The 24,980-nt window shown below is 45.9% G+C and carries 23 protein-coding genes; 22 read left to right on the top strand and 1 reads right to left on the bottom strand.

The features are described from left to right. Positions 1 to 3 precede the first annotated feature (3 nt). The 16 genes from GOM71_RS02965 to GOM71_RS02890 all read left to right on the top strand — a co-directional run bounded on the left by GOM71_RS02965 (position 4) and on the right by GOM71_RS02890 (position 17,185). Positions 4 to 471, top strand: coding sequence for a hypothetical protein (locus GOM71_RS02965; protein ID WP_216651699.1), 468 nt, complete (start codon positions 4 to 6; stop codon positions 469 to 471). 167 nt (positions 472 to 638) lie between these two features. Next, positions 639 to 1,244 (top strand): hypothetical protein, encoded by a 606-nt coding sequence (locus GOM71_RS02960; RefSeq protein ID WP_156278269.1) that lies wholly within the window; start codon positions 639 to 641, stop codon positions 1,242 to 1,244. Between the two features lie 3 nt (positions 1,245 to 1,247). Beyond that, positions 1,248 to 2,402 carry a hypothetical protein gene (locus tag GOM71_RS02955; protein WP_156278268.1) on the top strand — a complete coding sequence of 385 codons (1,155 nt, stop codon included), beginning with the start codon at positions 1,248 to 1,250 and terminating at the stop codon, positions 2,400 to 2,402. Between the two features lie 433 nt (positions 2,403 to 2,835). Beyond that, complete coding sequence (locus tag GOM71_RS02950) at positions 2,836 to 4,569, top strand: AMP-binding protein (protein ID WP_156278267.1); 1,734 nt, start codon at positions 2,836 to 2,838, stop codon at positions 4,567 to 4,569. A gap of 4 nt (positions 4,570 to 4,573) precedes the next feature. Then, complete coding sequence (locus GOM71_RS02945; RefSeq protein WP_156278266.1) at positions 4,574 to 5,932, top strand: phenylacetate--CoA ligase family protein; 1,359 nt, start codon at positions 4,574 to 4,576, stop codon at positions 5,930 to 5,932. A 17-nt stretch (positions 5,933 to 5,949) separates the two neighbouring features. Then, positions 5,950 to 6,726, top strand: coding sequence for an amidohydrolase family protein (locus GOM71_RS02940; protein ID WP_156278265.1), 777 nt, complete (start codon positions 5,950 to 5,952; stop codon positions 6,724 to 6,726). Between the two features lie 4 nt (positions 6,727 to 6,730). Then, entirely contained in the window at positions 6,731 to 8,047 is a 1,317-nt protein-coding gene (locus tag GOM71_RS02935) for a phenylacetate--CoA ligase family protein (RefSeq protein ID WP_156278264.1), read from the top strand. 14 nt (positions 8,048 to 8,061) lie between these two features. Beyond that, positions 8,062 to 9,183 (top strand): 3-dehydroquinate synthase II domain-containing protein, encoded by a 1,122-nt coding sequence (locus GOM71_RS02930; protein ID WP_156278263.1) that lies wholly within the window; start codon positions 8,062 to 8,064, stop codon positions 9,181 to 9,183. Between the two features lie 38 nt (positions 9,184 to 9,221). Continuing rightward, the gene (locus tag GOM71_RS02925; protein ID WP_156278262.1) at positions 9,222 to 10,049 is read left to right on the top strand and encodes a class I fructose-bisphosphate aldolase; all 828 of its coding nucleotides are present in this window, start codon (positions 9,222 to 9,224) and stop codon (positions 10,047 to 10,049) included. Between the two features lie 32 nt (positions 10,050 to 10,081). Further along, the gene (locus GOM71_RS02920; RefSeq protein WP_253944664.1) at positions 10,082 to 11,440 is read left to right on the top strand and encodes a phenylacetate--CoA ligase family protein; all 1,359 of its coding nucleotides are present in this window, start codon (positions 10,082 to 10,084) and stop codon (positions 11,438 to 11,440) included. 24 nt (positions 11,441 to 11,464) lie between these two features. Continuing rightward, complete coding sequence (locus GOM71_RS02915; protein ID WP_156278261.1) at positions 11,465 to 11,974, top strand: tetratricopeptide repeat protein; 510 nt, start codon at positions 11,465 to 11,467, stop codon at positions 11,972 to 11,974. Further along, positions 11,971 to 12,906 carry an ABC transporter ATP-binding protein gene (locus tag GOM71_RS02910; protein ID WP_156278260.1) on the top strand — a complete coding sequence of 312 codons (936 nt, stop codon included), beginning with the start codon at positions 11,971 to 11,973 and terminating at the stop codon, positions 12,904 to 12,906. Before GOM71_RS02915 ends, GOM71_RS02910 begins: the two co-directional genes overlap by 4 nt. A 29-nt stretch (positions 12,907 to 12,935) precedes the next feature. Beyond that, complete coding sequence (locus GOM71_RS02905; protein ID WP_216651698.1) at positions 12,936 to 14,288, top strand: ABC transporter permease; 1,353 nt, start codon at positions 12,936 to 12,938, stop codon at positions 14,286 to 14,288. A gap of 26 nt (positions 14,289 to 14,314) precedes the next feature. Further along, on the top strand, positions 14,315 to 15,841 hold the full coding sequence (locus tag GOM71_RS02900) for a class I adenylate-forming enzyme family protein (RefSeq protein WP_173275120.1): 1,527 nt from the start codon (positions 14,315 to 14,317) through the stop codon (positions 15,839 to 15,841). Then, positions 15,838 to 16,383, top strand: a complete 546-nt coding sequence (locus GOM71_RS02895) for a hypothetical protein (RefSeq protein ID WP_156278257.1) — start codon at positions 15,838 to 15,840, stop codon at positions 16,381 to 16,383. Before GOM71_RS02900 ends, GOM71_RS02895 begins: the two co-directional genes overlap by 4 nt. Before the next feature lie 16 nt (positions 16,384 to 16,399). Further along, complete coding sequence (locus GOM71_RS02890; protein ID WP_156278256.1) at positions 16,400 to 17,185, top strand: tetratricopeptide repeat protein; 786 nt, start codon at positions 16,400 to 16,402, stop codon at positions 17,183 to 17,185. 73 nt (positions 17,186 to 17,258) lie between these two features. Here GOM71_RS02890 and GOM71_RS02885 read toward each other — a convergent pair whose 3' ends face one another. Then, positions 17,259 to 18,152: a DNA-primase RepB domain-containing protein gene (locus tag GOM71_RS02885; RefSeq protein ID WP_173275116.1), complete on the bottom strand. Its 894-nt coding sequence runs from the start codon at positions 18,150 to 18,152 to the stop codon at positions 17,259 to 17,261. A gap of 235 nt (positions 18,153 to 18,387) precedes the next feature. Between GOM71_RS02885 and GOM71_RS02880 the strand changes: the two genes are divergently transcribed. The 6 genes from GOM71_RS02880 (at position 18,388) to pfkB (ending at position 24,963) form a co-directional block, all read left to right on the top strand. Beyond that, complete coding sequence (locus GOM71_RS02880; protein WP_156278254.1) at positions 18,388 to 18,810, top strand: hypothetical protein; 423 nt, start codon at positions 18,388 to 18,390, stop codon at positions 18,808 to 18,810. A 304-nt stretch (positions 18,811 to 19,114) separates the two neighbouring features. Then, positions 19,115 to 19,846, top strand: coding sequence for an ABC transporter ATP-binding protein (locus GOM71_RS02875; protein ID WP_156278253.1), 732 nt, complete (start codon positions 19,115 to 19,117; stop codon positions 19,844 to 19,846). Beyond that, entirely contained in the window at positions 19,761 to 22,325 is a 2,565-nt protein-coding gene (locus GOM71_RS02870; protein ID WP_156278252.1) for an FtsX-like permease family protein, read from the top strand. The genes GOM71_RS02875 and GOM71_RS02870 overlap by 86 nt, the downstream gene beginning before the upstream one ends. A 16-nt stretch (positions 22,326 to 22,341) precedes the next feature. Then, positions 22,342 to 22,851, top strand: a complete 510-nt coding sequence (locus tag GOM71_RS02865) for a PadR family transcriptional regulator (RefSeq protein WP_156278251.1) — start codon at positions 22,342 to 22,344, stop codon at positions 22,849 to 22,851. A 388-nt stretch (positions 22,852 to 23,239) separates the two neighbouring features. Next, positions 23,240 to 24,019 carry a DeoR/GlpR family DNA-binding transcription regulator gene (locus tag GOM71_RS02860; RefSeq protein WP_156278250.1) on the top strand — a complete coding sequence of 260 codons (780 nt, stop codon included), beginning with the start codon at positions 23,240 to 23,242 and terminating at the stop codon, positions 24,017 to 24,019. Beyond that, on the top strand, positions 24,016 to 24,963 hold the full coding sequence (pfkB, locus tag GOM71_RS02855; protein ID WP_156278249.1) for a 1-phosphofructokinase: 948 nt from the start codon (positions 24,016 to 24,018) through the stop codon (positions 24,961 to 24,963). Before GOM71_RS02860 ends, pfkB begins: the two co-directional genes overlap by 4 nt. Positions 24,964 to 24,980 lie beyond the last annotated feature (17 nt).

Genomic DNA, 24,980 nt, shown 5'->3' with positions numbered 1-24,980 from the left:
GCAATGAGTGAGCTGGCATTTTCTTATATTGAATTTTCATTCTCTTCTCTTAAAACATTTCATAACCTATCAGAATTGTTTGCATACATTAAGCTAAAGAAGCAAAAGGACATTCAAATTACTGATTTAGAACAAGATCTACTATTATTCGATTTCTTCGGAGAACAAGAATTGAATTATTTTTGGTGGCCAACGGAACAAGAACGCAAGAGGTTTTGGGATGAATATGTAAAGCTTCCTCTTGAGGAAAGAGATGCGCATTTGGCACAAGTGCCATGGGATTATGAAACCGTCTTTAGTGAAATCGGGCAAGGCGAATATGAAATTGTAAGTTGTAATCTAATAAGCAACAATAGAGGTCGTCTTAGTTATTGCCCGCATGCGTTTCCATATGGAGGAGTTGAACCGCTAATCGAAGCAATAAAGTGCTTCGGAGCGGAAATAATCAAAGTAAGCGATTGGAAAAAATAGTTCCAATTCGCCTTCGCGATCAAAACCGCATCCGTTTGAGGATGCGGTTTTCTGCGTTTAATCTAGTATTCCCAATATGACAAGGATGTGTTATACATAGTTAATGGGTCTTTTTTACTATATTGGAACCTCAAAAATCTGTAGGGAATTGGTAAGGGAGGACAGCAGTGGCGACATTACTCGGAATACTATTAATGATCTTTCTAATATATCGTTTGTACAAGCTTGTTCGAATGTTGATGATGCCTCAATTTTGGTTAGGATTAGTGCTGAATGTGGTCTATTTTTACTTAGTTGGCCTTCTTTTTAGCGCCTTTGATGAAATAACGTTTGGCGCTGTTGTAGGAGTGGGTTTTTCCGCATTACTTCTCTTGGTCGTATTTGCTATGATTATTAAGCCTATGCGACTGCCTCTCTATTTCGTATTAGGGATCGTCACGTTAGGTTTACTCGTTGTTAATATTGATTTTGATTTTGACGCTGGAGGCAGCGATATTGCGATGCCTCTAGATGCTATTCCACAGACCAATGAACTTGCAGTCGCAATGGCTAATGATCCAGGAGCTGCGAGTGTTTCAAATGGCGATAATCTTCATCATGTAGCGCCGCATTGGGTAGACGGGTATGTCCGAGACGATGGAACTTTTGTGCAAGGCTATTGGCGAGATGGCGATGGCAATTCGCTTACATCTCTTTCTGAAGGAGAGGGTGGCGGTTACAGCCGTTCTAATCCGGATGGTACTATATTAAATAATTTAAAAAAGGGGACATAGTAATTGAAGAAGCTGATACTTATGCTTGTTGCTGTATTTGTTATGGCAGGGTGCGCTGCGAATGAATCGAAGGAGGGGATATCGGCTCCTGCGCCCACATCATCAACAAAATCACCTGAACCAGAATCTGCCAAAAAGATGACAGAACAGGATATCGCACTAAGACTGAATGAGGTTAGGACCAAATTTGCCAATGAGTTCGCTCTGGACGAGGCATTATTGGCAGAACCGCTTGAGTATGATGTCACGAATGATGGCGAAGCTGAAATTGTATTGTTTACTAAAAAGCAATTTAATGACGGCTTAGAGAATTACTGCATTGCCGTATATTCGCTTCAGGACGGAATACAATTATTTGCAGGACAGTACGAGGCCAGTGATGAAGTGTATGTGACTCCGATTGCGAATCCTGCTTATCGTAATAGTCTTGCTGTGATCAAATTATATGCTGGAGCTTCTTCAACCAATTACACTGCAGAAGTTCTTGCATACAAAGGCGATACGTTAACTGCAGTTGCTAGTGTTAGTGCAGAGGTCGGCGAGCCTTACCTTGAGAATATAATTATCGATGTAGATGCCGACAACTTTCAAGAATTTAAAGGGTACGGCTATGATCTTGGACCAGGCTCGGATCGGCTCTCCCGCGCAGATGGCGTAATGGAAGAGCTAGTGTTCAAATGGAGTGATTCAACTTCTTCCTATGAAGCAGCTGCAATTGGAACTGATGGTTTGTTAGATGATGAACGAAACTCCATTGGAGAGATCACGAAGGATAAAGCGATCCAAATTGTACAAGTCGCTCAGAAGCTTCAGTATGATTGGATGTCCCCGATTGAGACTGAAGAAGGCGTAAAGGAGCTTATGAGACCGTTCTTCTCCAACAACTTCATCTATGAATTTATGCAAGACGGTGCTTTATTCAGCGAAGAGTATAACGGCTATCTTCAGAAATATACGGAAACAGGGGATATGTCCTGGTTAATGCCAACTTATAATGACGATGCTGAATTAGAGAAATCCGCTGACGGCATTCACGCTTATCTTAAGCAAAGTATTGAACAACAATCTGAAGACGGTTCGTACTATGTACAAGCATCGACTTCATTAGTCAAAACAAAGTATGGTTGGATGATTGATAAGATCGAGTACTTGGAGTAAGTAAGCAATGACGTGTTCAAGACGCCGGGTTACAATAAACGGCTCGTCTGAATACGTCTTTTTTATTACAAGATATTGGTCTCTTATTTCAAAATACGCACCCTCCTCAAACTTCGCTGTCTTTTGCCGCATCAATTGATCAGTTAAGCTCGAATCCAGGGGGTTTTTAGTGCCGTTTCGCATGTCGATTTCCCGGACTTATCTCCTAAGAATATGAAGGCGGCATTCCCCGATTCCTCTCCGTTCCTGTCGATTCTTGTTCATTTTTTCCATTCATTTGGTGATAACGTCTCAGAATAGACGTGGGATGACCCTATTCTATGGAAAAAATATCCTACTTTTCTCACAATACAATAATTAAAACTAAATGTTATAATTAGTACAATTTCCTTATATTATAAATTTTGTCTAAGGACTGGAGGAACGCCGTTCGATGAACACTAATGTTTCTGCTAACGATTATGATTTTGTACCCCGCCTGCATGACCGCGTAAGTGCCTCTCCATTTTACAGGAGTAAGTTTCCTGATGGACTTGATCATATCGAAGCGTTTGGGAGCATTCCTATAACAACAAAAGCAGAGCTAAGAAATGCAAGCATTACAGATATACTTGCTGTTGATCGCGCGCTTATTTCGCACTATCATGAGTCCTCTGGAACAACAGGCCAGCCTTCCTCTTCATGGTTTACTAGAAATGATATTATTCGCAACGCCGCACAAATCAATTTATCGGGCATTCGCCTTCAAGATACGGACATGGTTTTAATCCGCTTTCCCTATGCTTTGTTCCTTCCAGCCTTCTTGATTCAGGAGGCCTCCTATCAGATGAATGCGAGCATTATTCATGCAAGCAGCCGCAATAACGTTACTACATATCCAAAGATTCTCCAATTAATGAGCACGCTCGGCGTCACTATATTTGCAGGATTGCCCAGAGAGCTGGAATTATTGGCCGAAACGGCTCGCTTGCTGGACTATTCGATCCCAGCCCAATTCCCGTCGCTTAGAGCGATTTGGGTAGCAGGCGAGTTGTTAAGTCCCAAACGGAAGCTGCACTTGGAGCAGCTGTGGGGAGTGCCGGTCTATAACCTTTTTGGCTCCACAGAGACTGGCAATATTGCGGTCATGTGTGAGGAAGGGAACTTGCATTATTCAGAGGATGAATTCTATATCGAGGTTCTTGAAGAGGACCATCGTTCACCTAAGCCAACAGGAGAGAGAGGCAGAGCCATCATTACCACCTTGCAGCATGAAGCTTCTCCGCTTCTCCGCTATGAGAATGGCGACATTGTCTCTATTCAACCAAGCCAATGCGCTTGCGGCTCGTCCAAGCATGAAATTAGACATTACGGCCGTCTAAGCGAACGAATAGAAGTTCATGGTCAAATTATAGACAGTTATGATATTCAAGAGGCAATCTATGGACTTCAACCGGTCCCGGTTGCATGGCGGGTGAAAGAATGCAAGGAAGATTTCGAATTGATGTTGGAATTCAACAATGAGGAAGAAGCAGATACAAGCCATATCGAGTCCTATATTAAAACGCAGTTGGGACAGGGATTCCGCTGTACCTTTGTCAGTGAGAATACGTTGTTAAATCGGGCGGAGCTTCTAACGGTGGATGCAGGGAGAAAGCCGCAATATATTTCGAAATTGGATGATTCCCCCGAAAAAACAATGTTTGAAGAGGGGAAAACGTTATTTTTGGACGGCGGCTATACAAAAGCGATGGAGTTGTTTCAAGAGGTCATCAAACGAGATGCGAAGCATGCGGATGCGTATGCCTTTCAGGCTGCATGTCTAGGCAAAATGATTGAGCAAGGGAATTTACTGAGCAAGGTGAAGCTATTGCCCAACCTTAAACGATCAGCGGCATTAGCCGTGCAAATGAATGAGTTTTCTCCGCTGGCAAGAGGGGTGCTCGGTCTTATGCTGTTGAAAACACCGGAGGAATTCGGAGGTGATGTGCGCAGGGCGCTGAAGCAATTTAAGTTAAGCCTCTATTTGGGCTCGCAAGATCCGGATTTATGGCTATATCTTACGGAAGCCAATATGAAGTTAAATCGAATATCCGATGCAAAAGAAGCTTTGCAAAAGGCTCTGCAGCTGCAGCCCGCTAGCAAAACAGCGCTAGACCTCCAAAAAAAGTTGAATAAGAAAGGATGAGAGCATGAACGTTCAATATAAAAAAAGACATCCTTCTGACATCGCACAGCAGTGGTCCAATACTTTTCTTTCCAAATTAGAGGAGTACTTTAACCGATATGAAGAGCAGGGAATAACAATTGAAATGTTAACGCCAAGCGAATTGGAGCACTATCATCTTTTCGCTATTAACTTAAATCTAAAGCATGTGTGGGAGCATAATCCCTACTATCGCAAGCAGCTTGAAAGCAGCGGCTTTACTGAACCTAGAATAAGCTCGCTTAAACAATTTTATCAAATTCCTTATTTGCTTAAGGATACGATTCGCGGAAATAAAAATTTACTGCTGTCCGTAGAGCCCCATAGAATATGCCAATATCATTTAACCTCAGGCACAACGGGCAAACCGATTTTCACTGCGCATACATTGGCTGACCAGTATTATCACGATGCCATTGTCACTTATCCCAATCTATTTCATGGAAATTCCTCCTCCGATATTGTCGGCATTGCCTTGCCCTATGAGTTTGCTCAGCCGGCGCTTGGCTTTCAACGCATGTATCAATTCTCTTACGATGCTGCCGTTGTCTCTCTGGGCAAAGGGGGATATATGGCGCCGGTCGATAAATCAATCGAGGCGCTGAGAGATTTCGAAATTTCGATTCTAGTCACGACGCCTTCTTATGCTGCATTGCTGGCGGAAGAAATGAAGAAAATGAACATAACGATGGATAGCCTGAATGTTCGAAAGCTAGTTTTAACAGGTGAAGGCTGTTCGCCTGCGTTTAGCAATCGTCTTAAACAAATTTGGGATTGTGAAATCCAGCAAGTATACGGTTCTACCGAAATCGGCATGATGGGCATTCAGAATGACGGAGAGCAAGGCTACCATCTGCTTGAGGGCGGTCTTCTCATCGAAATTATTGACCCGGAAACCGCTTTGCCGGCAGCACATGGCCAAGTCGGGGAAATCGTAATCACCTCTTTATTGAGGGAAGCAATGCCGTTTATCCGATACCGCTCCGGAGACCTCGGCTATGTGGAGGAGCCGCAGCCTGGAGACAGCATTCAATTGAAGAAGCTGCATTTAAGAGGCCGGATGGGCGGCGAGATTACGGTTGAGGGAGTATCTTATTCGCCGCTCATGCTGGAGCATTGCCTGCTTATGATTCCGGAGGTCGGTCTGTGGTATCGCTTTATATTGTCAGATGAGGAATTAACGATCGAAATTGAAGCTGATATAGCGGCTGACGATGAAGAGCAATTTTTAGATCAAGTTAGAAGCCATATGTACAATATGGCAGGCGCGGTTTGCAAGGTTGTGCTTAACCTGCAAATTCCTCGCCAGTTTAGCAAAGCCCAACGCGTTTTCTATCAATCTTAATAGGGGAGGCAATATTTATGATTTTGGATGGACATGCCCATATTTCAAGAGAATCGTACTCCAGCGTGGAGAAGCTCTTTGAGCTTATGAATGCGGCCCGTATTGATCAAACGGTGCTGGTTCCGGGAGGCACGGTCGATGTGCGCCGAATGACGAACTATGTAATAGGCAAAGAGAAGCCGGTTGCGATGGAGCCTCCCAATGATTATGTTCTTGAACTGGTGAAGAAATATCCGGATAAGTTTTATGGCTTCTGCAACATCAATCCGAATCAATCGGAAAATGACGCTCTAGGCGCATTGCAAGGCTGGTTTGATCAAGGCATGTCCGGTCTTAAACTGTCGCCAATGGTTCATCAATTTTCATTGCTGGGCAAGGTTTCTAAGTCGTTGGCTGATTTATGCGGCCAGCTCGGCATTCCTTACTACACGCATACGATGTTTCAGGCTAGCGCAAGCACAGCATCTGTAGCCAAGCTGGCAGCGGAGTTTCCAAAAACGACGTTTATTATCGGTCATCTTGGCTTCGGCCCATGCGATGTAGAGGCAATCGAAACGGCAGAAAGCAAAGATAATGTCTATTTGGAAACCTCTACTGCAAATTTTCTGGCTATTGAGCAAGCGGTGGAACGCTGCGGTTATGAGAAGGTTATTTTCGGATCGGAGTATCCGCTGTCTAATCCCCGTGTTGAACGCGCCAAAATCGATGTGTTGAATATTCCAGACAATCAGAAGGAATATATTATGGGCAAAAATATGCTTAATCTGCTGCAAGCATCCGTTAAGGTGGTGTAACCCTATGATCGGTGTAGAAGCGTTATCCCGGTATGAGCATATTTCCAGCTGGTTTAAAGAGCTTGATGCCAATGGCGAATCTATTGAAACCTTGGATCGGGTTAAAGTGAATGCGTATCATCAATACGCGATCCATGCATTGCTTAGTTATGTTTGGGACAGCAATAACTTCTACCGCGACCGGCTGAAGGCTGACGGCTATGACGGACAGCAGCTAAGTCTGGATGAATTTCAGAACATATCGTTTATGAATAAAGACACTTTAAAGGAGCACTTTAAAGAGATCCTCACGAAGAAGCCCCTAGCCCAGATCAGCAAATCAACAGGCACCTCAGGGGGCAAGCCAACTTATATTGGGCATACGCTCGATGAGCTTTACAACTACTATTTCTTGCCCAAATACCCAACTCTTATGGAGAAAGCAAAGCACTCTATTGTTGCGAACGCTCTCCCTTACGAAATGAGCTCGTCGGCATTAACGTTCCATCATGAATTTTCCCAGTTGCTCGGCTGTACGATACTGCCCGTAGGCAAAGGCGGAGCCTATTCGGAGCCAGAGCTTGCCCTTCAATTTATGCAGGATTGGAATGCGGATATTCTAGTGACGACGCCATCCTATGCGGTAGAGCTGTATGAAGCGGCATCCAGTCTTGGCATAAGTACGGAAACAGATATCAAGCTTCGTCATATTTATTTAACGGGCGAAGGCAGCTCCAATCATTTTCGCAATCGGATCGAGCAATTATGGAATTGCTCTTCTACGATTCTGTACGGTTCGCTGGAAGCGATGCTGATAGGGCTCGAATGCGAGGAGAAGGACGGTTTCCATATTGCCGACGGTCATCTATATATCGAAATTATAGACCCGGAAACGGGAGCCAGGCTTGAGAACGGACAGCAAGGAGAGCTGGTTGTAACTACTTTATTGCGCGAAGGCATGCCGCTTATTCGATACCGGACAGGCGATATCGCATTTATCGACGAATCGGAATGCGCATGCGGAATTTCGCTGCCAAAACTGCATTTGCGAGGGCGGACAGAGGATCAACTTCAGCTGTCGGGACAGCGTTATTCTCCGTTCTACTTAGAGAACCTTATTATGCAGGAGCCAGAGATGGGGAACAGCTACCGGTTCGTCATTACGAACGATCATGTGAAGCTTGAGGTTGAGCCTCGCAGCAAAGACACCGATCGAACGATGCTGCAGCGTAGTCTTCAATCTTTGCTGGAGTTTCATATTAATGAAGAGATCGAGATTGAGGTTGTCGATAAGGTTTTGAAAAATAAAGGGAAAATGAAACGGGTCGTATACAATTCCTAAACTATGGAGGAACTATGAATAAAATTGTATGGTATGACGCAAGAACGAAACATAGCAATATGGACAGTTTAATCGTGCTCGTTAATCAATCCAGCGGCTTTGACGGCATACTGTATCACGCCTCGGGAATTACAGAGGATACGTTCAAGCATTCTAATCGTTTGTACATAGCCGTTCAAGTTGATGAGATTGAATCGTTGGAGTCTCTGCGTTCGGATTATCCGTTGGACAAGGTCATTATCGTATCCATGGACAAGCAGGTGCTGGCGCAAGCGAAGGGCGAGGGGCTGCAAACGGCTTATTACGCCTATATTTATGACGAGAACTCAATGAATGCCGCTTACCTGGAGGGAGCCAACCACCAGTATGCGATCGTAGAGTTCAAGCATGAGACGAACATCCCGCTGGAGCTGATTATTGCCAAGCTGCAACAAGCGAATGTAAACATTTTGAAGCTTGTGCAGACCGTAGACGACGCACTGGTCTCCAAGGAAGTGATGGAGGTTGGCTGCGACGGCATTATCCTTAACTCTGCGAGAGAGTCGGATATTGTAGAGCTTAATTCGATAGCAGAGCGTATAGACCAAGCGAGGCTGGAAATTGTGACCGCGAAGGTGACTAGAGTTCAGCATCTTGGTCCAGGGGAGCGGGCATGTATTGATACGACAAGTCTGCTCACGAAAGAGGAATCGATGATTATTGGCTCGACATCGGGCGGAGGGCTGCTCGTTTGCAGTGAAACGCACTATTTGCCATATATGAACACAAGGCCTTTCCGCGTAAATGCCGGGGCGGTTCATAGTTATGTATGGTGCCCTAACGACACAACCGCCTATATTACAGATTTGAGAGTGGGCAGCTCCGTTTCTGTCATTGATATTCATGGCAAAATGCGAACGGTCAACGTTGGAAGAATGAAGGTTGAAGTGAGACCGTTGCTGCTCATTGAGGCAGAGTATGAAGGCCAGAAGATCAACGCCATTGTACAGGATGATTGGCATATTCGAATTTTTGACGGGAAAAGACAACCGCAGAACGCGACTGCATTTAAAGTCGGGGATGAAATACTTGCCTATGTATGCGAGTCCGGCCGGCATGTCGGCGTCAAGATTGATGAAACGATTACCGAGCAATAATCGCTTTTATTCCATATAAGAGGGGAACGGTATACACTATGGATCAAAAAACATTACGGTTTCATCGATTGTTTCATTCCGTATCGGACCGCTCGATTTTATTGCCTTTAGATCACGGCACAACGACAGGTCCAACCTTTGGCCTGAAAAAAGTTCCTGAGATTGTATCCTTGGCTGCGCAGTTCCAATTGCAAGGAGTCGTCGCGCATAAAGGTGTCATCCAATGGGCGGTAGACAGCGGAAGAGAGGCTAAAAATGTAGAGTATCTGCTGCATTTATCCGCTTCCACTTCGCTTTCCGGCCAGCCATCTTTTAAACAAACGGTATCGACCATTCGGCATGGGCTGCGCATAGGCGTTACAGGCATTTCTATGCATATTAATCTTGGCGTTCCGAACGAAGCTGAAATGCTGAAGGAGCTTGGCCGCGTTAGCGAGGAGGCTTATCAATGGGGACTGCCTTTGCTGGCGATGTTTAACATATACGAGGAGTCCGGCAAGCAAACACGGTCGTGGAAGAAGCTGGCGCATGCCGTGAGAATTGCTGGAGAACTGGGTGCTGATCTGGTGAAAGTTCCCATGTGCAGCGATCCGGAATATACAAGTGAATTAATCCAAGCCTATCCAATTCCGGTCTTATTGGCTGGCGGGGAGCAAAGCAATGACAAGCTGGGCATGCTGTCCAGTATTTATCAAGCTCTTCAGGACGGGGCCAGAGGCATTTGCATGGGCAGAAACGTATTTGAGGACCGCGATCCAAGGGCGATGTGCAGAGCTCTTCATGCACTCGTTCATGCGGGGGCTGCTCCAGAGGAAGCGATGATGATCTATACGCAACCCACATTTAAAGAATTAAGTGTTATTTAGTAAGCGTCTCTTTAAAGGATGGTGTTGAAAATATGGCAACGAAAAAACAAGCCCGGAGAATTATGCTGACCGTTGATAACGAGGACAACGTGTTTCAGCCCTTAATCGATTTTTTCGCCGAGCTGGATGAAAAAGAACGAATGTTTGAGACCCTTGCCAAATCGGACATTCGGCAGTATCAGCTGAAAGCTCTGAATCTTACGTTAAGTCATATATGGAATAACAATGCATACTATCGCAACGAGCTTGTCCAGGCCGGATTTATAGAGCCCAAACTCGAGAGCTTAGAGCATTTGGCGTTTGCTCCGCTGTTGCATAAGGATGTCATTCGGGGAGACTTGAAGAAGCTGTTGTCCAGCGAACAGAAGGATATCGGACAAGTCCATGTTACTTCTGGCACGACAGGAAAGCCAATCTACACCTTATTCACTTTAAATGATCAATTTGTATATGAGATTTTGCCGAAATACGAAAAGCTTTTTCCAGAGAGAGAGGAAGATATAATAGCCGTCGCGCTTCCTTATGAATTCGCTCTCCCTGGCCTAGGTTTTCAAAGGCTGTATCAGTTTGCGTTTGGGTCGATGATCTTATCGCTCGGCAAAGGCGGTTATATGGCCCCCGTAGACAAGTCGCTGGAGTTAATGAGGGAATGCCATGCGACCGTAATGGCGACGACTCCTTCCTACGCGGCCCTGTTGGCGGAAGAAAGCGGAAAACTCGGGATCGACCTCAAGCGGGATATTGGACTGAAGCGGATCGTATTGACGGGAGAGGGATGCTCGGATACGTTCCGCCAGCGATTAGAGCGGCTATGGGGCTGTGAAGTATCGTTCTTTTACGGCTCTACCGAATGCGGGGTTATCGGAATCGAGTGTAAGGAGCATAGCGGATATCATGTAGCTCAAGGCCATGTCATGGTCGAAATTATTGATCCGGCTACAGGCGAAGTGCTGGAGCATGATGAAATAGGCGAAATTGTAGTGACGACACTTTTACGGGAAGGCATGCCTATGCTGCGTTATCGCTCCGGGGATGTAGGCTATTTGCAGAAAGCGGCTTGTAAATGCGGGAATTCGATGGAAATTCTCCATTTGCGGGGAAGGATGGAAAACCAGCTCTATTTACAGGGAGAGGAATGTTCCCCGTTCTTCTTGGAAACCTTCCTGTTGGAAATTGAAGACATCAGCCTCTGGTACCATTTCAAAGTGACTTCCGATGAACAGCTCATTATTGAAGTGGAACGAGTCAACGAGAATATTAGCGATGCGGAGCTTATAAAGAAGATAGAGGATCATATGAATGAACGTGTAGGCATTGATTGCTCAGTAGAAGTTGTTCGCGATATTCCAAGAACATACGGAAAAGCAAGCCGAGTACATTTTAGCAAATAATCGAGATCATAGGAGTGTCGTGGAATGGTTGAGGACAATAAATTCTATCCAGGCATGCTGCACTTAAAGAGGGAAGAATATGAACTGGCCCGCGATTTCTTTCAGTCCTTGACGGATCAAGAACCGAATAATGCCGAGGCGCATGCGTGGCTGGCTGCTGCATATGGACGTCTGCTGGAGAATGGAAGCCTGTTGGAGAAGGTCATGCTATTGCCGGACTTCGAGAAAGAGGTAGCTACAGCATTAGAGCTGGATGCTGAGCTTACACTGGCCAGAAAGGTGAACGGCTTGAGATTGCTTCACACGCCTAAAGAGTTCGGCGGTGATCCGGAAGAAGCGGCTAAAGAGCTTGAATATGCTATCGCTAACGGAGAGAAAGACAGTGAAGCGTATTATGGACTTGGTCTTGCTTATCTAGCTACTGAGCTTAAGGAGAAAGCGGAGGCTGCTTTTATCGAAGCGCTGCAATACAATCCCAACCATGCCGAAGCTCGGCAACAACTAGAATTTATTCATAAAGGAGCGACCTTATGAATTTAATAGAGGTCAAGAACGTCAAGAAGCAGTATGACGAGAGAGTCGTGGTAGACGGTTTAAGCTTTGAAGTGAAAAAAGGAGAAGTGTTTGGCTTGCTCGGCCCTAACGGAGCAGGCAAAACGACGACAATCTCCATGATGAGCGCCCAGCTGGATGTGAGTGGCGGCACGATTCTCGTAAACGGCATAGATGCCAATAAGGAAGCTTTTCGCGTAAAGTCCATGGTAGGCGTGGTGCCGCAAGATATTTCCTTATATTCCGTGCTTAGCGCAAATGACAATCTGAAATTTTTTGGCGCAATATACGGACTGAAGCGCAAGGAACTGAAACAAAAGGTCGATTGGATTTTGGATCTTGTCGGATTGAAGGATCGCGCCAAAGATCCTATTAAAAATTATTCGGGCGGGATGAAGAGAAGAATTAATATTGCTGCCGCGTTGCTTCACGATCCGGATGTTGTTTTTATGGATGAGCCGACGGTTGGCATCGATCCGCAGTCTCGCAATCGAATTTATGAATTAATTCAGCATTTGAAGGAACAAGGGATGACGATCGTTTATACGACGCATTACATGGAAGAAGCAACTCTATTATGCGACCGGATAGCCATCGTTGATAATGGACGCGTAATCGAATACGGCACGACAGAAGAGCTTATTGCGAAAGTGCATGGCGGCATTCTGGAGCTAACTCTTCAAGCGGAGGCTGCGACTGCGGCTATTGAGGCAGTACAAGGTTTGAGTCATGTGGTTTCAGCGCAAGGGTCTAATAATAAATTATCTATCGTTGTTGATGATGCACAGGAAGCGATAGGCACAATCGTGCAGCATCTTAAACAATGCTCAATTCAGGTTACCGGTATGCATATGAAGCCACCAACCTTAGAAACGCTGTTTCTGCATCTTACTGGTAAAGAGCTAAGAGATTAATTAACGACTTGTTGCGAGGAGAGAAAACATTGAAATTCATACCTATCTTAAAGAAGGACCTCATAGTGCTATTGAAAGATAAAGGCGCAATTATCGTGCTTTTTATATTGCCGATCATGTTTATTAGCGTGATGAGCTTTGCGCTAGGCGCGGTTTATGCCCCCGACTCCGATAAGGGCGTAAGCATCCCGGTTGTTAACCTTGATGGAAGCGGTGAATCCGTTATGTTTATAGAGTCGCTTCGCAGTGTAAAGGGACTGGATATTATAACCGAAACGAATGAATCCAAACTGACAGAGTCCAAGGCAAAAGAGCTGGTGAAAAACGGGAAATATGCGATGGCCTTATTTATACCAGATCAATTTGGCGAAAAAGTACTGCTGGGTGACGAGGTAGCTCTTATAAGCTATGAAGACCCTGCTCAAGCGAGTACGACTTCTGTCGTAAGCAAGGCAATTGAAGGCGTATCGCAAACCTTTTCTGTGCAATTTACCATTTCGAATCTGGTAGATGAACAGGTAAAGGGGATTCAGACCACATTTGACTCCAAGCTCGATGAGATGCGAACCGTCTATGATAATAGATTGAAGGAAGAGATCGAAAAAATCGCTAAGCAAGCGCAGATTCCCATTGATGTGCCGGCTTCCACAACCGATACCGGCAATCAGGATACGGTCGATTATGAGGCGATAAAGGCCGATCTGACAGAGAAGGCATCCAGTTCGATGTCGGAGCCGAGCATTAAAGTGAATTCTACTTTTGATAATATCGAAAAAGTGCCGCAGCCGGACGCTTTTCAACAGAACGTTCCCGGCTATACGGTCATGTTCGCTTTCTTTACGGTCATGTTTGCGGGCAGATCCTTTATTCATGAAAGAAACGAAGGCACATTCCGCAGAATACTATCTGCTCCAATCAATAGACTTCAGCTTTTTATAGGTAAAATGCTGCCGAACTATTTTATAGGCATCCTGCAAACGATGGTGATGTTCTGTTTCGGTCATTTTGCTTTCGGCATGTCTTTAGGAAGCTCGGTAATTGGTTTGCTATTGATTTCCTTAAGCATGGTGTGGGCCAGCACAACTTTAGGGATGCTGATTGCTTCGATTGTGCGTACGGAGTCGCAAGTAACCGGCTTCTCTATGCTTATTGTTCTTACACTTGCTGCACTGGGCGGAACAATGGTGCCATTATTCATTATGCCTGACATTATGCAGAAAATTGCGCTCGTTACGCCGCATGCATGGGCATTGTCGGGCTATCAGGATTTATTGGTGCGCGGCATGGGGGCTACAGATGTGTTAGGCAATGTAGCTGCGCTATTTGCCTTCGGATTCATATTCATCCTCGTTTCGATCTGGCGGATGCGCTTTGATGATTAGAATAAACATAAATGGAGGATCGTTTCATGCAGCTTGTGAGTAATGCCATTGAATGGTATGCGGAGCATAGCCCTGATCGAATGGCAGTAGCTAGCCCTACTAGTGAATTGACTTATAAAGAGCTGAACGAAACGATCAACTTCTGGACGCATTATTTGAGGGAGAGAGGCGTATCCGCCTCAAACCAAGTTCTTATCTTTATGGAGAACGATACTGCGTTTATAGCAGCTGCAATCGCTCTAGTGCGGATGGGGTCCGCTATTGTGTTTATGAATACTGGACTTTCAAATGATGAAGTATCGAAGCTGTGTCAGGAGATACAGGTTGATTATGTTTTAACGGAGCGAAAGTTTTCTCAGCTCGAGGGGCATTGTGGTAAAAGCGCCGGCAAATCTCCACATTTCGTATACAAAGAACCTATTCAAGCGGCTCATGATGAGAGCGATCCGACTATGTATGCCGCCTCTAATACGGATTCAGAGCAAGCTCAACAGTGGTTAACTTTCTTTACCTCGGGCAGTACCGGCAAGCCGAAGGGAATTACAATCAGCAAATCAAAACTCAATGTGGCTATGAGCAGCTATTCGCTGCAACGGCCGTCGGCCTATTTCTTGGCAAGGCCGCTCTTCTTCAGAGCGCATTTTAGTTCACTGTGCTTTATGCTTCAGGAAGGCAAAACGATTATTGTATGCGCTGACGCTGCGTCCCAATCTATCTATCGCCTGATTGAGAAGTATAATGTGAGTCAAATTATTTCCTCCCCCTATGATCTTCTGGCTTTAGTTAATTGGATGGAGGCAGAAGAACTCGCTTTCCCGAATAGCATGAAGGAATGGGTGTCCACGGGAACGAGCCTTCACCCCAATGTCAGGGCGAGATTACGCAAGTTCTCCTCAAGCATCCGGCTAACTAATTTATACGGGTTGAGTGAAGTTGGCGCAATTTCAATGATTGAGCATTCGCAATGGGTGCACAAAGAGGGATCGGTAGGCCGTCCATCCTTCTTTGTTAAAATTCGAATTGTCGATGAGGAACTTAATGAACGGCCAATAGGAGAGAAAGGAGAAATTTGTGTTTCATCGAGTTTTGTGATGGACCGCTATTTCAAGGATGACACTTTAAACAAAGCCTCCTTTACAGACGGATATTTCCGCACAGGGGATATTGGCTACGTAGATGCGGACGGATATTTGTATATTGAAGGCAGAATGGATCAATCGATCAATCGCGCCGGGTATATGTTCCACTTGGCTGAAGTGGAGAATGTGCTGCGAAATCACGGAAGTATCGAGCAGGTTGCCGTCGTGCGCAGTATCAATGAATATGGCTTGCAAAGTCCGGTTGCTTTCGTTCAGCCTGTCAGGGGCTTGGATTTGAATGCCAGAGCTGGACTTGCGGATGATTTATTTCAATATTGCCGTGACCGATTGTCTTCATTTAAGATTCCGGACCAATTTGTGCTCGTGGAGCAAATGCCTTTGAATGAAGCGGGGAAAATGAACACGGCATATCTTCAACGGATGTTGATTAAAGAGGGAGTGAAAGCAACGTGACGAGAGAGCTGGAGAGAATGAAAAAAACCATCATCAAGTTGCTGCTGCATTCAGATAACCGAACGACGGATTTTTTGGAAACGGTCGTAAATGATTGTTTGCACCCTATCGTGATTGAACAGAAATTGAAAGATAACTCCGCTAATGATGAGAGAGCCATTATTGTGAGAGAATCGGTACTGATTGCCGAGAAGAGCAAAACGACGATTTCGCACAATATAGCTCTGGTGTACCCGGATGCGATCCCGTTAGAGTTGTATTCCAAACTGCTGCACAAGAAAGAAGGTATAGGCAAAGTTATTCGAACTTTAGGTCTAAGTTGTTCGAGACATATTCGAGAGTCTGGATGGAGGCGGAATGAGGAAATCATTAATTTGTTTGGGGAAAGCATGACCTTGTCTTTTGATGAAAAAGGTATGATTCCTTATAAGGAATATACGATACATTTTGACGGCTTTAGTTCAGTAGGCATTCATCTGATCGAGTATTTTAATCCAGCTATGTTTCAAATCGACGTACCCGTTAAGCATTTGAGCATTTGAAAGGGAGTACGGCATAATGTACAAGCGCAGTAATTTTTTATTTGTCTGGATATTGGCAGGTGCTGCCGTTATTGCGGCCATATTTATTTTACTCAGTTATTCCGGCCTTTTTACAAGCAATAGTACAGTAACGGCAAACAGCGGCGAGAGTGTTTATACAGCAGCGCCTGAAGAAAAGGACGCGCAGCCGCGAGATCAAAGCCAGGATCAGGAACAAGGTCAAAATCAGGATCAACCCGATAAAGGTGATGATGAAGAGGCTCGGACAGATGCTCCGCCTGAGCCGCTTGAAGAAGACAGTGCGCCTCAGGAAACAGATGATTTGACCTCAGCTCTTGAATTGATGGGGCAAGAGGAGTATGGACAAGCAGTGCCTATTCTTCTGAAGATTACGGAGCAGGAGCCCGAGAACGCAGAAGCATACGCATGGCTCGCTGCATGCTATGGAAGCATCATCGACGAAGTCGGCCTGTTTCAAAAGCTGAAATATAATCGGCTAATGGAAGAAGCGCTGGATATGGCTGTAACGTTGGAACCTGACTCCGCGCTTGTTCATATGGTGCGCGGAAACCGTTATTTGAACGCGCCTGCCGAATTTGGCGGCGACGTGGAAAAGGCGATAGAGGATTTTACTTACTGCATTGAAAATGGAATGGAAGATGCGGATATCTATTACAGCCTGGGTCAAGCCTATGAAAAAAATGGGGAACCTGAGCAAGCCGCACAAGCCTATGAAAATGCGCTTAAGCAAGATCCGGATCATACGGAAGCCAGTGAACAGCTGGATAGGCTAGGCGCATAATCATAGCGAGTTTCACGGGGTTTCCCATTCGTCATCCAAGTGGCTGGCTAATGGGAAACCTCTTTTTCATGCATTAACGGCGGCGCGCACGAACCTTGCGCTTTCGTCCTTTTTCTGACGCCAGCACTGGCTTTAAACCGAGGGATTCCACAATTTCCTCTTGCGTAAACGGCTTCTCACGTCCCCATTGCTTAACCCTTACCAAATAAGGGCTATCCGCATTTTTCATATGGTAGAAGCCCGGAATGCGCATTACTCTGGACAGGTTGGTGATGAGCGGGTCGGAGCTGAATTTACGGGCAAGCGCTTTTTGGATCGGAACGAATTTTTCGATAGATCCGCCTTGGATGACCCAGTAAACGTGAAAGCCGTTTTTCGTTTCAATGATCATGGTGTCCTTGAGGCTGCTCCGATGTTTGTTCATAAACTGCTTCTTTAATGCGGCTACCCGCTGTGCGGTTCGCTGCGCCAGAAGGCGATATTGGCCGTTTTTGATCTGTGTAATTTCAATAGACTGAAACTGCTCTGACGGATCGGCCATGATCGTTTTTAAATGCTGCTGAATGTGTTCTTTCGCCTGTGCGGTGAAAGCTACTTTATTCAGATCGACGTCGATGAACTGTGCCCGGATTGCTTGGAACGGGCCTTTTGTCGTTTCCCGAGCGTTGATCTCCATAAAAACGGCATACCCTTTCCGGTTTTTGACGAGAGCGTTGATCAGCTTGTTTTTCTTGGAAAAAAGCGTCATTCGGGGAACGAGTCTTTCCAACGAGTGAAAAGGTTTATGCAGCGGCATCGCCGGAACATCGGCGGAAGCGCTAAAGCGGCGAGGCGTTTTTTTGTCATCGCGTATAAGTAGAAAGTGCAGCCGGTCATTCGGTTTGCAGCCAAGCTTTTGCATGAAACGGTAGGCGTGATTGTTATACGTTCGCTTCACTCTGTAGCGCATAGCAGAGCCTTGTGCCATTGAACCACATCTCCTTAAAGTTTTGCAAAGCAACACTTCGCATCGTAAGCGTGAGCTTAAGGTTACGTTAACGTCCGAGGGGCAGCGTCTCAAACAATCATATTCTAGGAAAAAGTCATCCGTGTAAGGTGAAGCACCCATTTTTACGGCGGTTTTCGTTTTAATGACCTGATAAAAGAGTTACCTTATTCGCCAATAGGCCGTAATATAGGAAACGGTAAGGAGGGATTTTCGCTTGTATATGAGGAAGTCTGGCAATAAGGTAGTTTTAGTCGTTATTCTTGTCGTTCTTGTTGGAGCAATTCTCTTTTTCTGGGCTAGCTGGACAAAAGGAGAAAGCTTACATAAGGAAGAAATCTATCATACGATTGCTCAAAAGAACGGGTCTGTTGTGAAAATAACGGAAGTGAAGCTGGAGGATACCCCTTTTACTGCGACAATGGAGAGTCGTAAGGGAAGGCGAGGTAATGACACTACGTTTTATCAAATTATTTACGTAATCAATGGCTCTGAACATATCGCATGGTTTAGAGGCGTAAATGGGCCGTATACTCAAAATAGAGAAACAACGGACGCCTATGGTGATGTTATAGAAGAGATTCCGGAAAATAAATCGATCATAAAAGAGTATGGGAAGCGTTGGATTTTTGATGAATAGCCGATCCGAAAGGAGTGAACCGTCCTATGCCTTTTACCATCGTTCGAAACGATATCACGAGCATGCAAGTCGATGCCATCGTTAATGCGGCGAATACGTCACTCCAGATGGGGGAGGCGTATGCGGCGCGATCTTTCAAGCGGCGAGGCAGCGATAGAAGCGATCGTAGAACAAGAGTTTAAACGAAAAAACCGCATCCAAATGAGGATGCGGTTTTTTTGGTAAAAAAAGGTTGACAATCACGCCACTTATTATATACTCAGTATATAAGTACTCGGTATATATCTAATGAGGGGTGATTCTCTTGATCCGTGTTGATCGGATAATTAAACAGTTTGAAACAGAAGGGCAAGTACAGCCGGTACTCCATGGTATAGACTTGCATGTGAAAAGGGGCGAGTTCGTAGCGATCATGGGACCAAGCGGCTCCGGAAAAAGTACGTTATTGCAATTGCTGGGGGGCCTTGAGAGGCCATCCTCCGGCGAAATTCATTTGGACGACGTTAATTTATCCGCAATGAATGAAAGGGAGCGTACATTATTCCGCAGGCGCAATATCGGATTTGTCTTTCAGAACTATCAGCTGCTGCCAACCTTAACTGTAGAGGAAAATGTGGCTTTTCCGCTATATGCGGAACGCGCATCCAAAATGGAAACGAGCACTCGTGTAGCCCGCTTGCTTGAGGTCGTTGGCCTGACAGCTCAGGCAGGAATGTTCCCGGCCAAACTGAGTGGCGGTCAGCAGCAACGGGTAGCCATTGCAAGGGCGCTATCTATGAAGCCGCGTGTAGTGCTAGCCGATGAGCCGACCGGCAATTTGGATCGGCAAAGAGGCCAGGAGGTTTTGCAGCTTCTTTCTAAGCTTCACCGTGAAGAGGGGCTGACAATCGTTGTAGTCACTCATGATATGTTCGCTGCTGGATTTGCTGATCGTATTATAACGGTACAGGATGGGCGAATTGTTCAGGAAGTCAGTCGAACGGAGGTGGTGCGCGATGAACTCATGGCGGATCTCGTGGAGAAACTTAACACGTAGAAAGCTTCGAACATTTTTTACTTTCTTAGCGATTTCGATTGGAGTAGCTTCCACTTTGGCCGTCACGAGTACGGTAGATATGACCAAGCAAACGGTAGAGCAATTTCTAAATTCATTCAATGAGAAGGCAAACATGCGCATCAAGGGCACAGAGTTTACATTCTCGGATACCGTATTAGCCGAAGTCGAGAAGACCCCGTATGTAAGTGCTTCATTAGCCCACTTGATTCAGCCGGCTAAGCTTGAAATAACGTCAATTCCGGCTCAACCTAACGATCCGGAACAGAATGCCAAGGCGGTGCTGCACGGTTACAGCAGCTATGATAGCAAAATTCTCGACTGGCGGGTCGTAGAAGGCAATCTGCAGGACAAAGGCTTAGTACTAACCTCCAATGCGGCAAAGCTTTGGGGAGTATCAGTCGGTAATCAAGCAACTTTTGAAATAGGGGGAGCCCTGCATACGATTGCTGTATCAGCCATCGTTTCTGCTAACGACGTGTTGAGTACACCTTCTGGATGGAAAAGCTCGCTTGTCAGCCGCTGGCATGTTGCCGTCCCTTTAGAGCTGCTTCAAGAGTGGTCAGGTCTAAACGGTCAAGTGCGCGAGATTCAGATTAATATCTCCGATGGCCATAGGCCCGAAGCAACGGTACAGCTAGAATCCCTATTAAAGGCTTATCCCCATACGTATTTGGATCCGATTCTTATGAGTGAAAACGACTTAATGTATGGACTTGACGATATCTATTCGGCGTTGTACATGTTAAGCATACTTGGTCTGCTTATGAGCGCTGCAATTTTATTCAGCTCACTGTATGTGAGTGTGTCCGAACGGCGAAGGGAATTTGCCGTAATGAAGACGTTGGGTTGCACAACAGGACAAATTGCATGGATTCTCTTGCAAGAAATCGCACTGCTCGCTTTTCTCGGTACATTTGCTGGGCTGGTATTGGGAATAGGCTTATCATTTGGCATGACCTATGGATTCATGGAAATGTTGAACGATATTCAAGAAGCTGCCCGACCTGGAATGTCTATTTCGTGGAAAGCCATTCTTCTGTCTATCGCTGCGGGGGTTGGCTGTACGATGTTGGCAGCTTTAATTCCGCTAATCGATGCGGTACGAACTAGCGTGGCTTTCAATCTTCGCCAAACGGTTCAGGAGCGAGATTCTAAGTTCGGTTGGATTGCTGTTGCGGCAGGCGTGATCCTCTCGGCAATTGGCCTATGGATGTCCGATGCGCAGCGCGTGCTGCCTCTTTTTGCAGGTATACTGCTGCTATTTCCATTGATCATGCAAGGTATGCAGTTCCTTTTATCTCCCGTATTGCGTTTGTTTTTTCAATTTGAGGGGACGGTTGCAGCTACTGGCATTAGACGGCAGCTTCGTCGAACCTCTATAACTGCCGGTATTGTATGTATAGGATTGGCCTTCTTATTAGCGATTGGTTCTATTCGCATTGCAATGGAACAGAGTGTAGAGAAATCTGCAAGATCCATGGTAGGAGGAGATTTGATCGTCAACACAACAACTCCAATTACTGCGGAAGATCTGCGGAGGGCCCGAGAAGTCGAGGGCGTTGCCGGTGCAACTCTGAATAAAGAAACCTCTGTCGTATGGAAAGACGAGAAAGGATCGCGTAAACTGTTGATGAGCGGGGTGCAGGAGCCATCCAATGAATCCATCCCTACGTTTACATCGAAAGACGAAACGATCCATTCTATTATTGAGAAATTGAAAGAACCGCATACAGTAGCATTAGGACATGCCGTATATAAGGGCTGGGGCAAGAATATCGGGGATATGATTACATTTAATACGCCAAACGGAGTACATACATTGAAAGTGGTCGCTGTCGTTTATTCGATTCGCGATAACGGCGATGTTGTTTTCGTATCGGAGGATCGGATCGGCAGTGAATTTGGCGTTAAAAACAGTACCCGTCTGGATGTACTTGCCCAATCTGGTGTTTCCTCGCAAGTTTTATTGGAACGTATGGAAGAACTGTTCAAGGAACGACTATCCGGCTTTAGATCCCTCGATGATTATATGCAAAACCGGAGGGAGGATCTGCTTATTCCCTTTGCGATGATGAATGTGCTCTTGGGATTGATTGTTATTATATCAAGCGTTGGTGTGCTAAATACGCTGATGATGAATGTTTTTGAACGTACGCGAGAAATCGGGACCATGCGCGCAATTGCGAGTACGAGATGGCAAATTCGCAAGATCGTACTAGGGGAGGGGTTCATCATCGGAGTGACCTCAGCGATTGTTGGCATTATACTGGGGCTATCTTTCTCGTATTCCATGGCTGAAGGGAATGTGATTGCGGGGATGCCATTATCTTTCCAGATTTCATGGGGACAAATCGGACTTGTCACCGGTTTTGGAATTGTCGTTTCATTAGGATCTGCTTGGTTGCCTGCTGCTTTAGCTTCACGCGTTCCCTTGTCGGAGGCATTGCGTTACGAATAGCTGATCGGAGGTTTCTATGTCAGTCAAACATGCAATACTCGGGTTCTTATATCAAAAGCCGCGGCATGGATATGAGATCAAGACCGAATTCGAACAGATGGTGCATAAGCAATGGCCTCTCAACACAGGACAAATCTATACGACCATCGACCGTCTTGTCAGAGATAAATTTGTCGAGCCTCTGGAAGGTGAAGATCAGGATCGTAAGCAGTATATGATCTTGGAGGAGGGCAAAAAAGAGCTTCTAGATTGGCTGCTTCAACCTGTTGAACGTTCTTTGTTTAAGGACGAGTTTTACTTTAAATTGCTCTGCGCCCAGAAAATCAATTATCAGGACATTTCAGCTATGATTAACGGCCAGAAAGCGAAGACGATGCAGTCGATTTTGCAAATGACACGCGTCAAAACAACGCTAAACGAGACAAAAGAAGCCGCCATGTTGTTGCTTCTTGAAGGCAGTCTTCTTCATCTGGAGGCTGATTTGCGATGGCTTGAGCTCGCCGAGGCAGCCATAAATTCAAAGTAGGAGCTTGTTGCAATTAATAACGAGCAGCGAATTGCGGTTTTTTACAGCCGAGGTTCGCCTCCGCCATGAGAACCCAGTCCGCATGAGGACTGGGTTTGTTGTTTATCTGATATTTGCTTGAAGTCATGATCTATGAAGTATTTGTTTCATTCGTTCCTTCTGTAACGCCTGGTACATCCATCAAACCTTCACTCCTCTTCCGTGGTTGCATGAACACGAATATTATGGTGATGCTATCGGAAACGCATGTATGAATAAAATCCCAAATGAAAACGCTTTACAATCACCAAATGAGCGCATATAATCATAAACAAGAACAAACGATCACATATGAGCAAATAATGATGATAATTATTTCAAGTGAGCATTACGAAAAGAGGTTAGAAGCATGCTGTTTGAGGAAGAACGGAAGCAGAAGATCATCGATTATATACAGAGCCATGGCAGAGCGTTAGTGCCCGAGCTTGCGGAGCTTTTCGAGGTATCGGAATCGACCGTGCGCAGGGATTTGAGGGAGTTGGAAGAAGCTAAGCTGCTCCGCAGAACCCATGGAGGCGCGGTGTTGATTCAACCGGATACGGCTGAGCCCTCCTTTGTGGAGAAAGAAGACCGCTACCGCGTCCAGAAGGAAGCGGTAGCACTGAAAGCGATGTCCTTTATTGAAGAAGGGGACACGATTTTTCTCGACTCGGGAACAACGACGTATTGCATGGTCAAGCACTTGAAAAATTTTCGGAAATTAACTGTCGTCACCAACTCGAACATGGCTGCGCAGGAACTGAAGCAAATGAAGCATCTTGATTTGATTCTTACCGGCGGCACCTTGCGGTTCGAAACGCAGGCGATGGTGGGCCCGATTGCGGATCGGGCGATCGATTCCATCCGGGTCGATAAACTGTTCTTAGCCATTAACGGCATCGATCCGGAAGTCGGGCTGACGACACCGAATCTGTTAGAGGCGGAAACGAAACGGCGAATGATCAAATCCGCGAAACAAGTGCTGTTAGTAACGGATCACAGCAAATTCGGGAAGATTACGTTCGCCAAAGTGGCCGAGTTGTCAGACGTTCATCATTGCATTGTCGATGACGCGATAGCCGAGCAAGCAATTAGAGAGATGGAATCAGAAGGAATAAACGTAACGATAGTAAGGAGAACGGAACAATGAAGACCATCCATACGGTAACCTTAAATCCCGCACTGGACAAAACCGTAACGGTGGAAGATTTTGCGTTTGGCGAGTTGAACCGCATTAAGACGGTACGGACGGACGCGGGCGGCAAAGGCATTAATGTCGCGAAAGTGCTGCAGCGTTTCTCGGTACCTGTCATGGCTTGGGGGTTGCAGGCCGGCCATGAAGGAAAAGTGATCCTGGAGAAGCTTCGAGAGCGCGGAATTCCTAGCCATTTTATCGAAGCGGAAGGGGAAACGCGCACTAACCTTAAGGTCGTCGACGAAAGGACCAAGCGAACGACGGAATTGAACGAGGCCGGCTTCTCGCCAAGCGAAACGCATCTCGAGCAATTTATCCAGCGCTTCGAACAGAGCCTTGGCGAAGCATCGTTCGTCGTCCTGGGAGGAAGCTTGCCGCCAGGGACGCCTGTTGATTTCTACCGACGGCTGATTGAATTGGCCAAACGTTCGGGCGTACGTACCATCCTGGACGCGGACGGGCAGGCGCTTGCACAAGGCATTGAGGCTGTACCTTATGCCCTTAAGCCGAACATTCATGAATTGGAAGCGTTGCTCGGCTCCGCGTTGTCGACCGATGAGCAAATCGTATCCGCAGCGCAAACGCTGATTCGTAAAGGAATTGCTTATGTCATGGTGTCTATGGGAGGCGAAGGCTCTATTCTTGTCAGCGAGAAGGAGGCAATTCGCGCCAAGCCGTTTCCCATTACCCCTTTGAGTACGGTTGGTGCAGGGGATTCCATGGTAGCGGCAATGGCCTACAGCTTCTTGCATAACAAGTCCTTCCAGGATGTAGCAAGATGGACGTCGGCAGCAGGGACGATTACCGCTTCGAAGTCAGGAACTGAGGTTTGCACGCTCGGCGAGGTACAGGACAAGCTGGAACTTGTCGATCTTTTCCGGTTACCGATCAAGGATTAAACATCAGGAGGAGAAAA

Source organism: Paenibacillus sp. NEAU-GSW1 (assembly GCF_009737085.1).
GTDB lineage: Bacteria > Bacillota > Bacilli > Paenibacillales > Paenibacillaceae > Pristimantibacillus.
Note: the sequence above shows the minus strand (reverse complement) of the source record. Positions and strands in the feature narration are given on the sequence as shown.

What these genes read in the sequence shown, in the direction of transcription:
- GOM71_RS02965 (WP_216651699.1), top strand. Translation starts at nt 4, where the DNA reads ATGAGTGAGCTGGCATTTTCTTATATTGAATTTTCATTCTCTTCTCTT.
- GOM71_RS02950 (WP_156278267.1), top strand. Translation starts at nt 2,836, where the DNA reads ATGAACACTAATGTTTCTGCTAACGATTATGATTTTGTACCCCGCCTG.
- GOM71_RS02945 (WP_156278266.1), top strand. Translation starts at nt 4,574, where the DNA reads ATGAACGTTCAATATAAAAAAAGACATCCTTCTGACATCGCACAGCAG.
- GOM71_RS02940 (WP_156278265.1), top strand. Translation starts at nt 5,950, where the DNA reads ATGATTTTGGATGGACATGCCCATATTTCAAGAGAATCGTACTCCAGC.
- GOM71_RS02935 (WP_156278264.1), top strand. Translation starts at nt 6,731, where the DNA reads ATGATCGGTGTAGAAGCGTTATCCCGGTATGAGCATATTTCCAGCTGG.
- GOM71_RS02930 (WP_156278263.1), top strand. Translation starts at nt 8,062, where the DNA reads ATGAATAAAATTGTATGGTATGACGCAAGAACGAAACATAGCAATATG.
- GOM71_RS02925 (WP_156278262.1), top strand. Translation starts at nt 9,222, where the DNA reads ATGGATCAAAAAACATTACGGTTTCATCGATTGTTTCATTCCGTATCG.
- GOM71_RS02920 (WP_253944664.1), top strand. Translation starts at nt 10,082, where the DNA reads ATGGCAACGAAAAAACAAGCCCGGAGAATTATGCTGACCGTTGATAAC.
- GOM71_RS02915 (WP_156278261.1), top strand. Translation starts at nt 11,465, where the DNA reads ATGGTTGAGGACAATAAATTCTATCCAGGCATGCTGCACTTAAAGAGG.
- GOM71_RS02910 (WP_156278260.1), top strand. Translation starts at nt 11,971, where the DNA reads ATGAATTTAATAGAGGTCAAGAACGTCAAGAAGCAGTATGACGAGAGA.
- GOM71_RS02900 (WP_173275120.1), top strand. Translation starts at nt 14,315, where the DNA reads ATGCAGCTTGTGAGTAATGCCATTGAATGGTATGCGGAGCATAGCCCT.
- GOM71_RS02890 (WP_156278256.1), top strand. Translation starts at nt 16,400, where the DNA reads ATGTACAAGCGCAGTAATTTTTTATTTGTCTGGATATTGGCAGGTGCT.
- GOM71_RS02885 (WP_173275116.1), bottom strand. Translation starts at nt 18,152, where the DNA reads ATGGCACAAGGCTCTGCTATGCGCTACAGAGTGAAGCGAACGTATAAC.
- GOM71_RS02870 (WP_156278252.1), top strand. Translation starts at nt 19,761, where the DNA reads ATGGGCGAATTGTTCAGGAAGTCAGTCGAACGGAGGTGGTGCGCGATG.
- GOM71_RS02865 (WP_156278251.1), top strand. Translation starts at nt 22,342, where the DNA reads ATGTCAGTCAAACATGCAATACTCGGGTTCTTATATCAAAAGCCGCGG.
- GOM71_RS02860 (WP_156278250.1), top strand. Translation starts at nt 23,240, where the DNA reads ATGCTGTTTGAGGAAGAACGGAAGCAGAAGATCATCGATTATATACAG.
- pfkB (WP_156278249.1), top strand. Translation starts at nt 24,016, where the DNA reads ATGAAGACCATCCATACGGTAACCTTAAATCCCGCACTGGACAAAACC.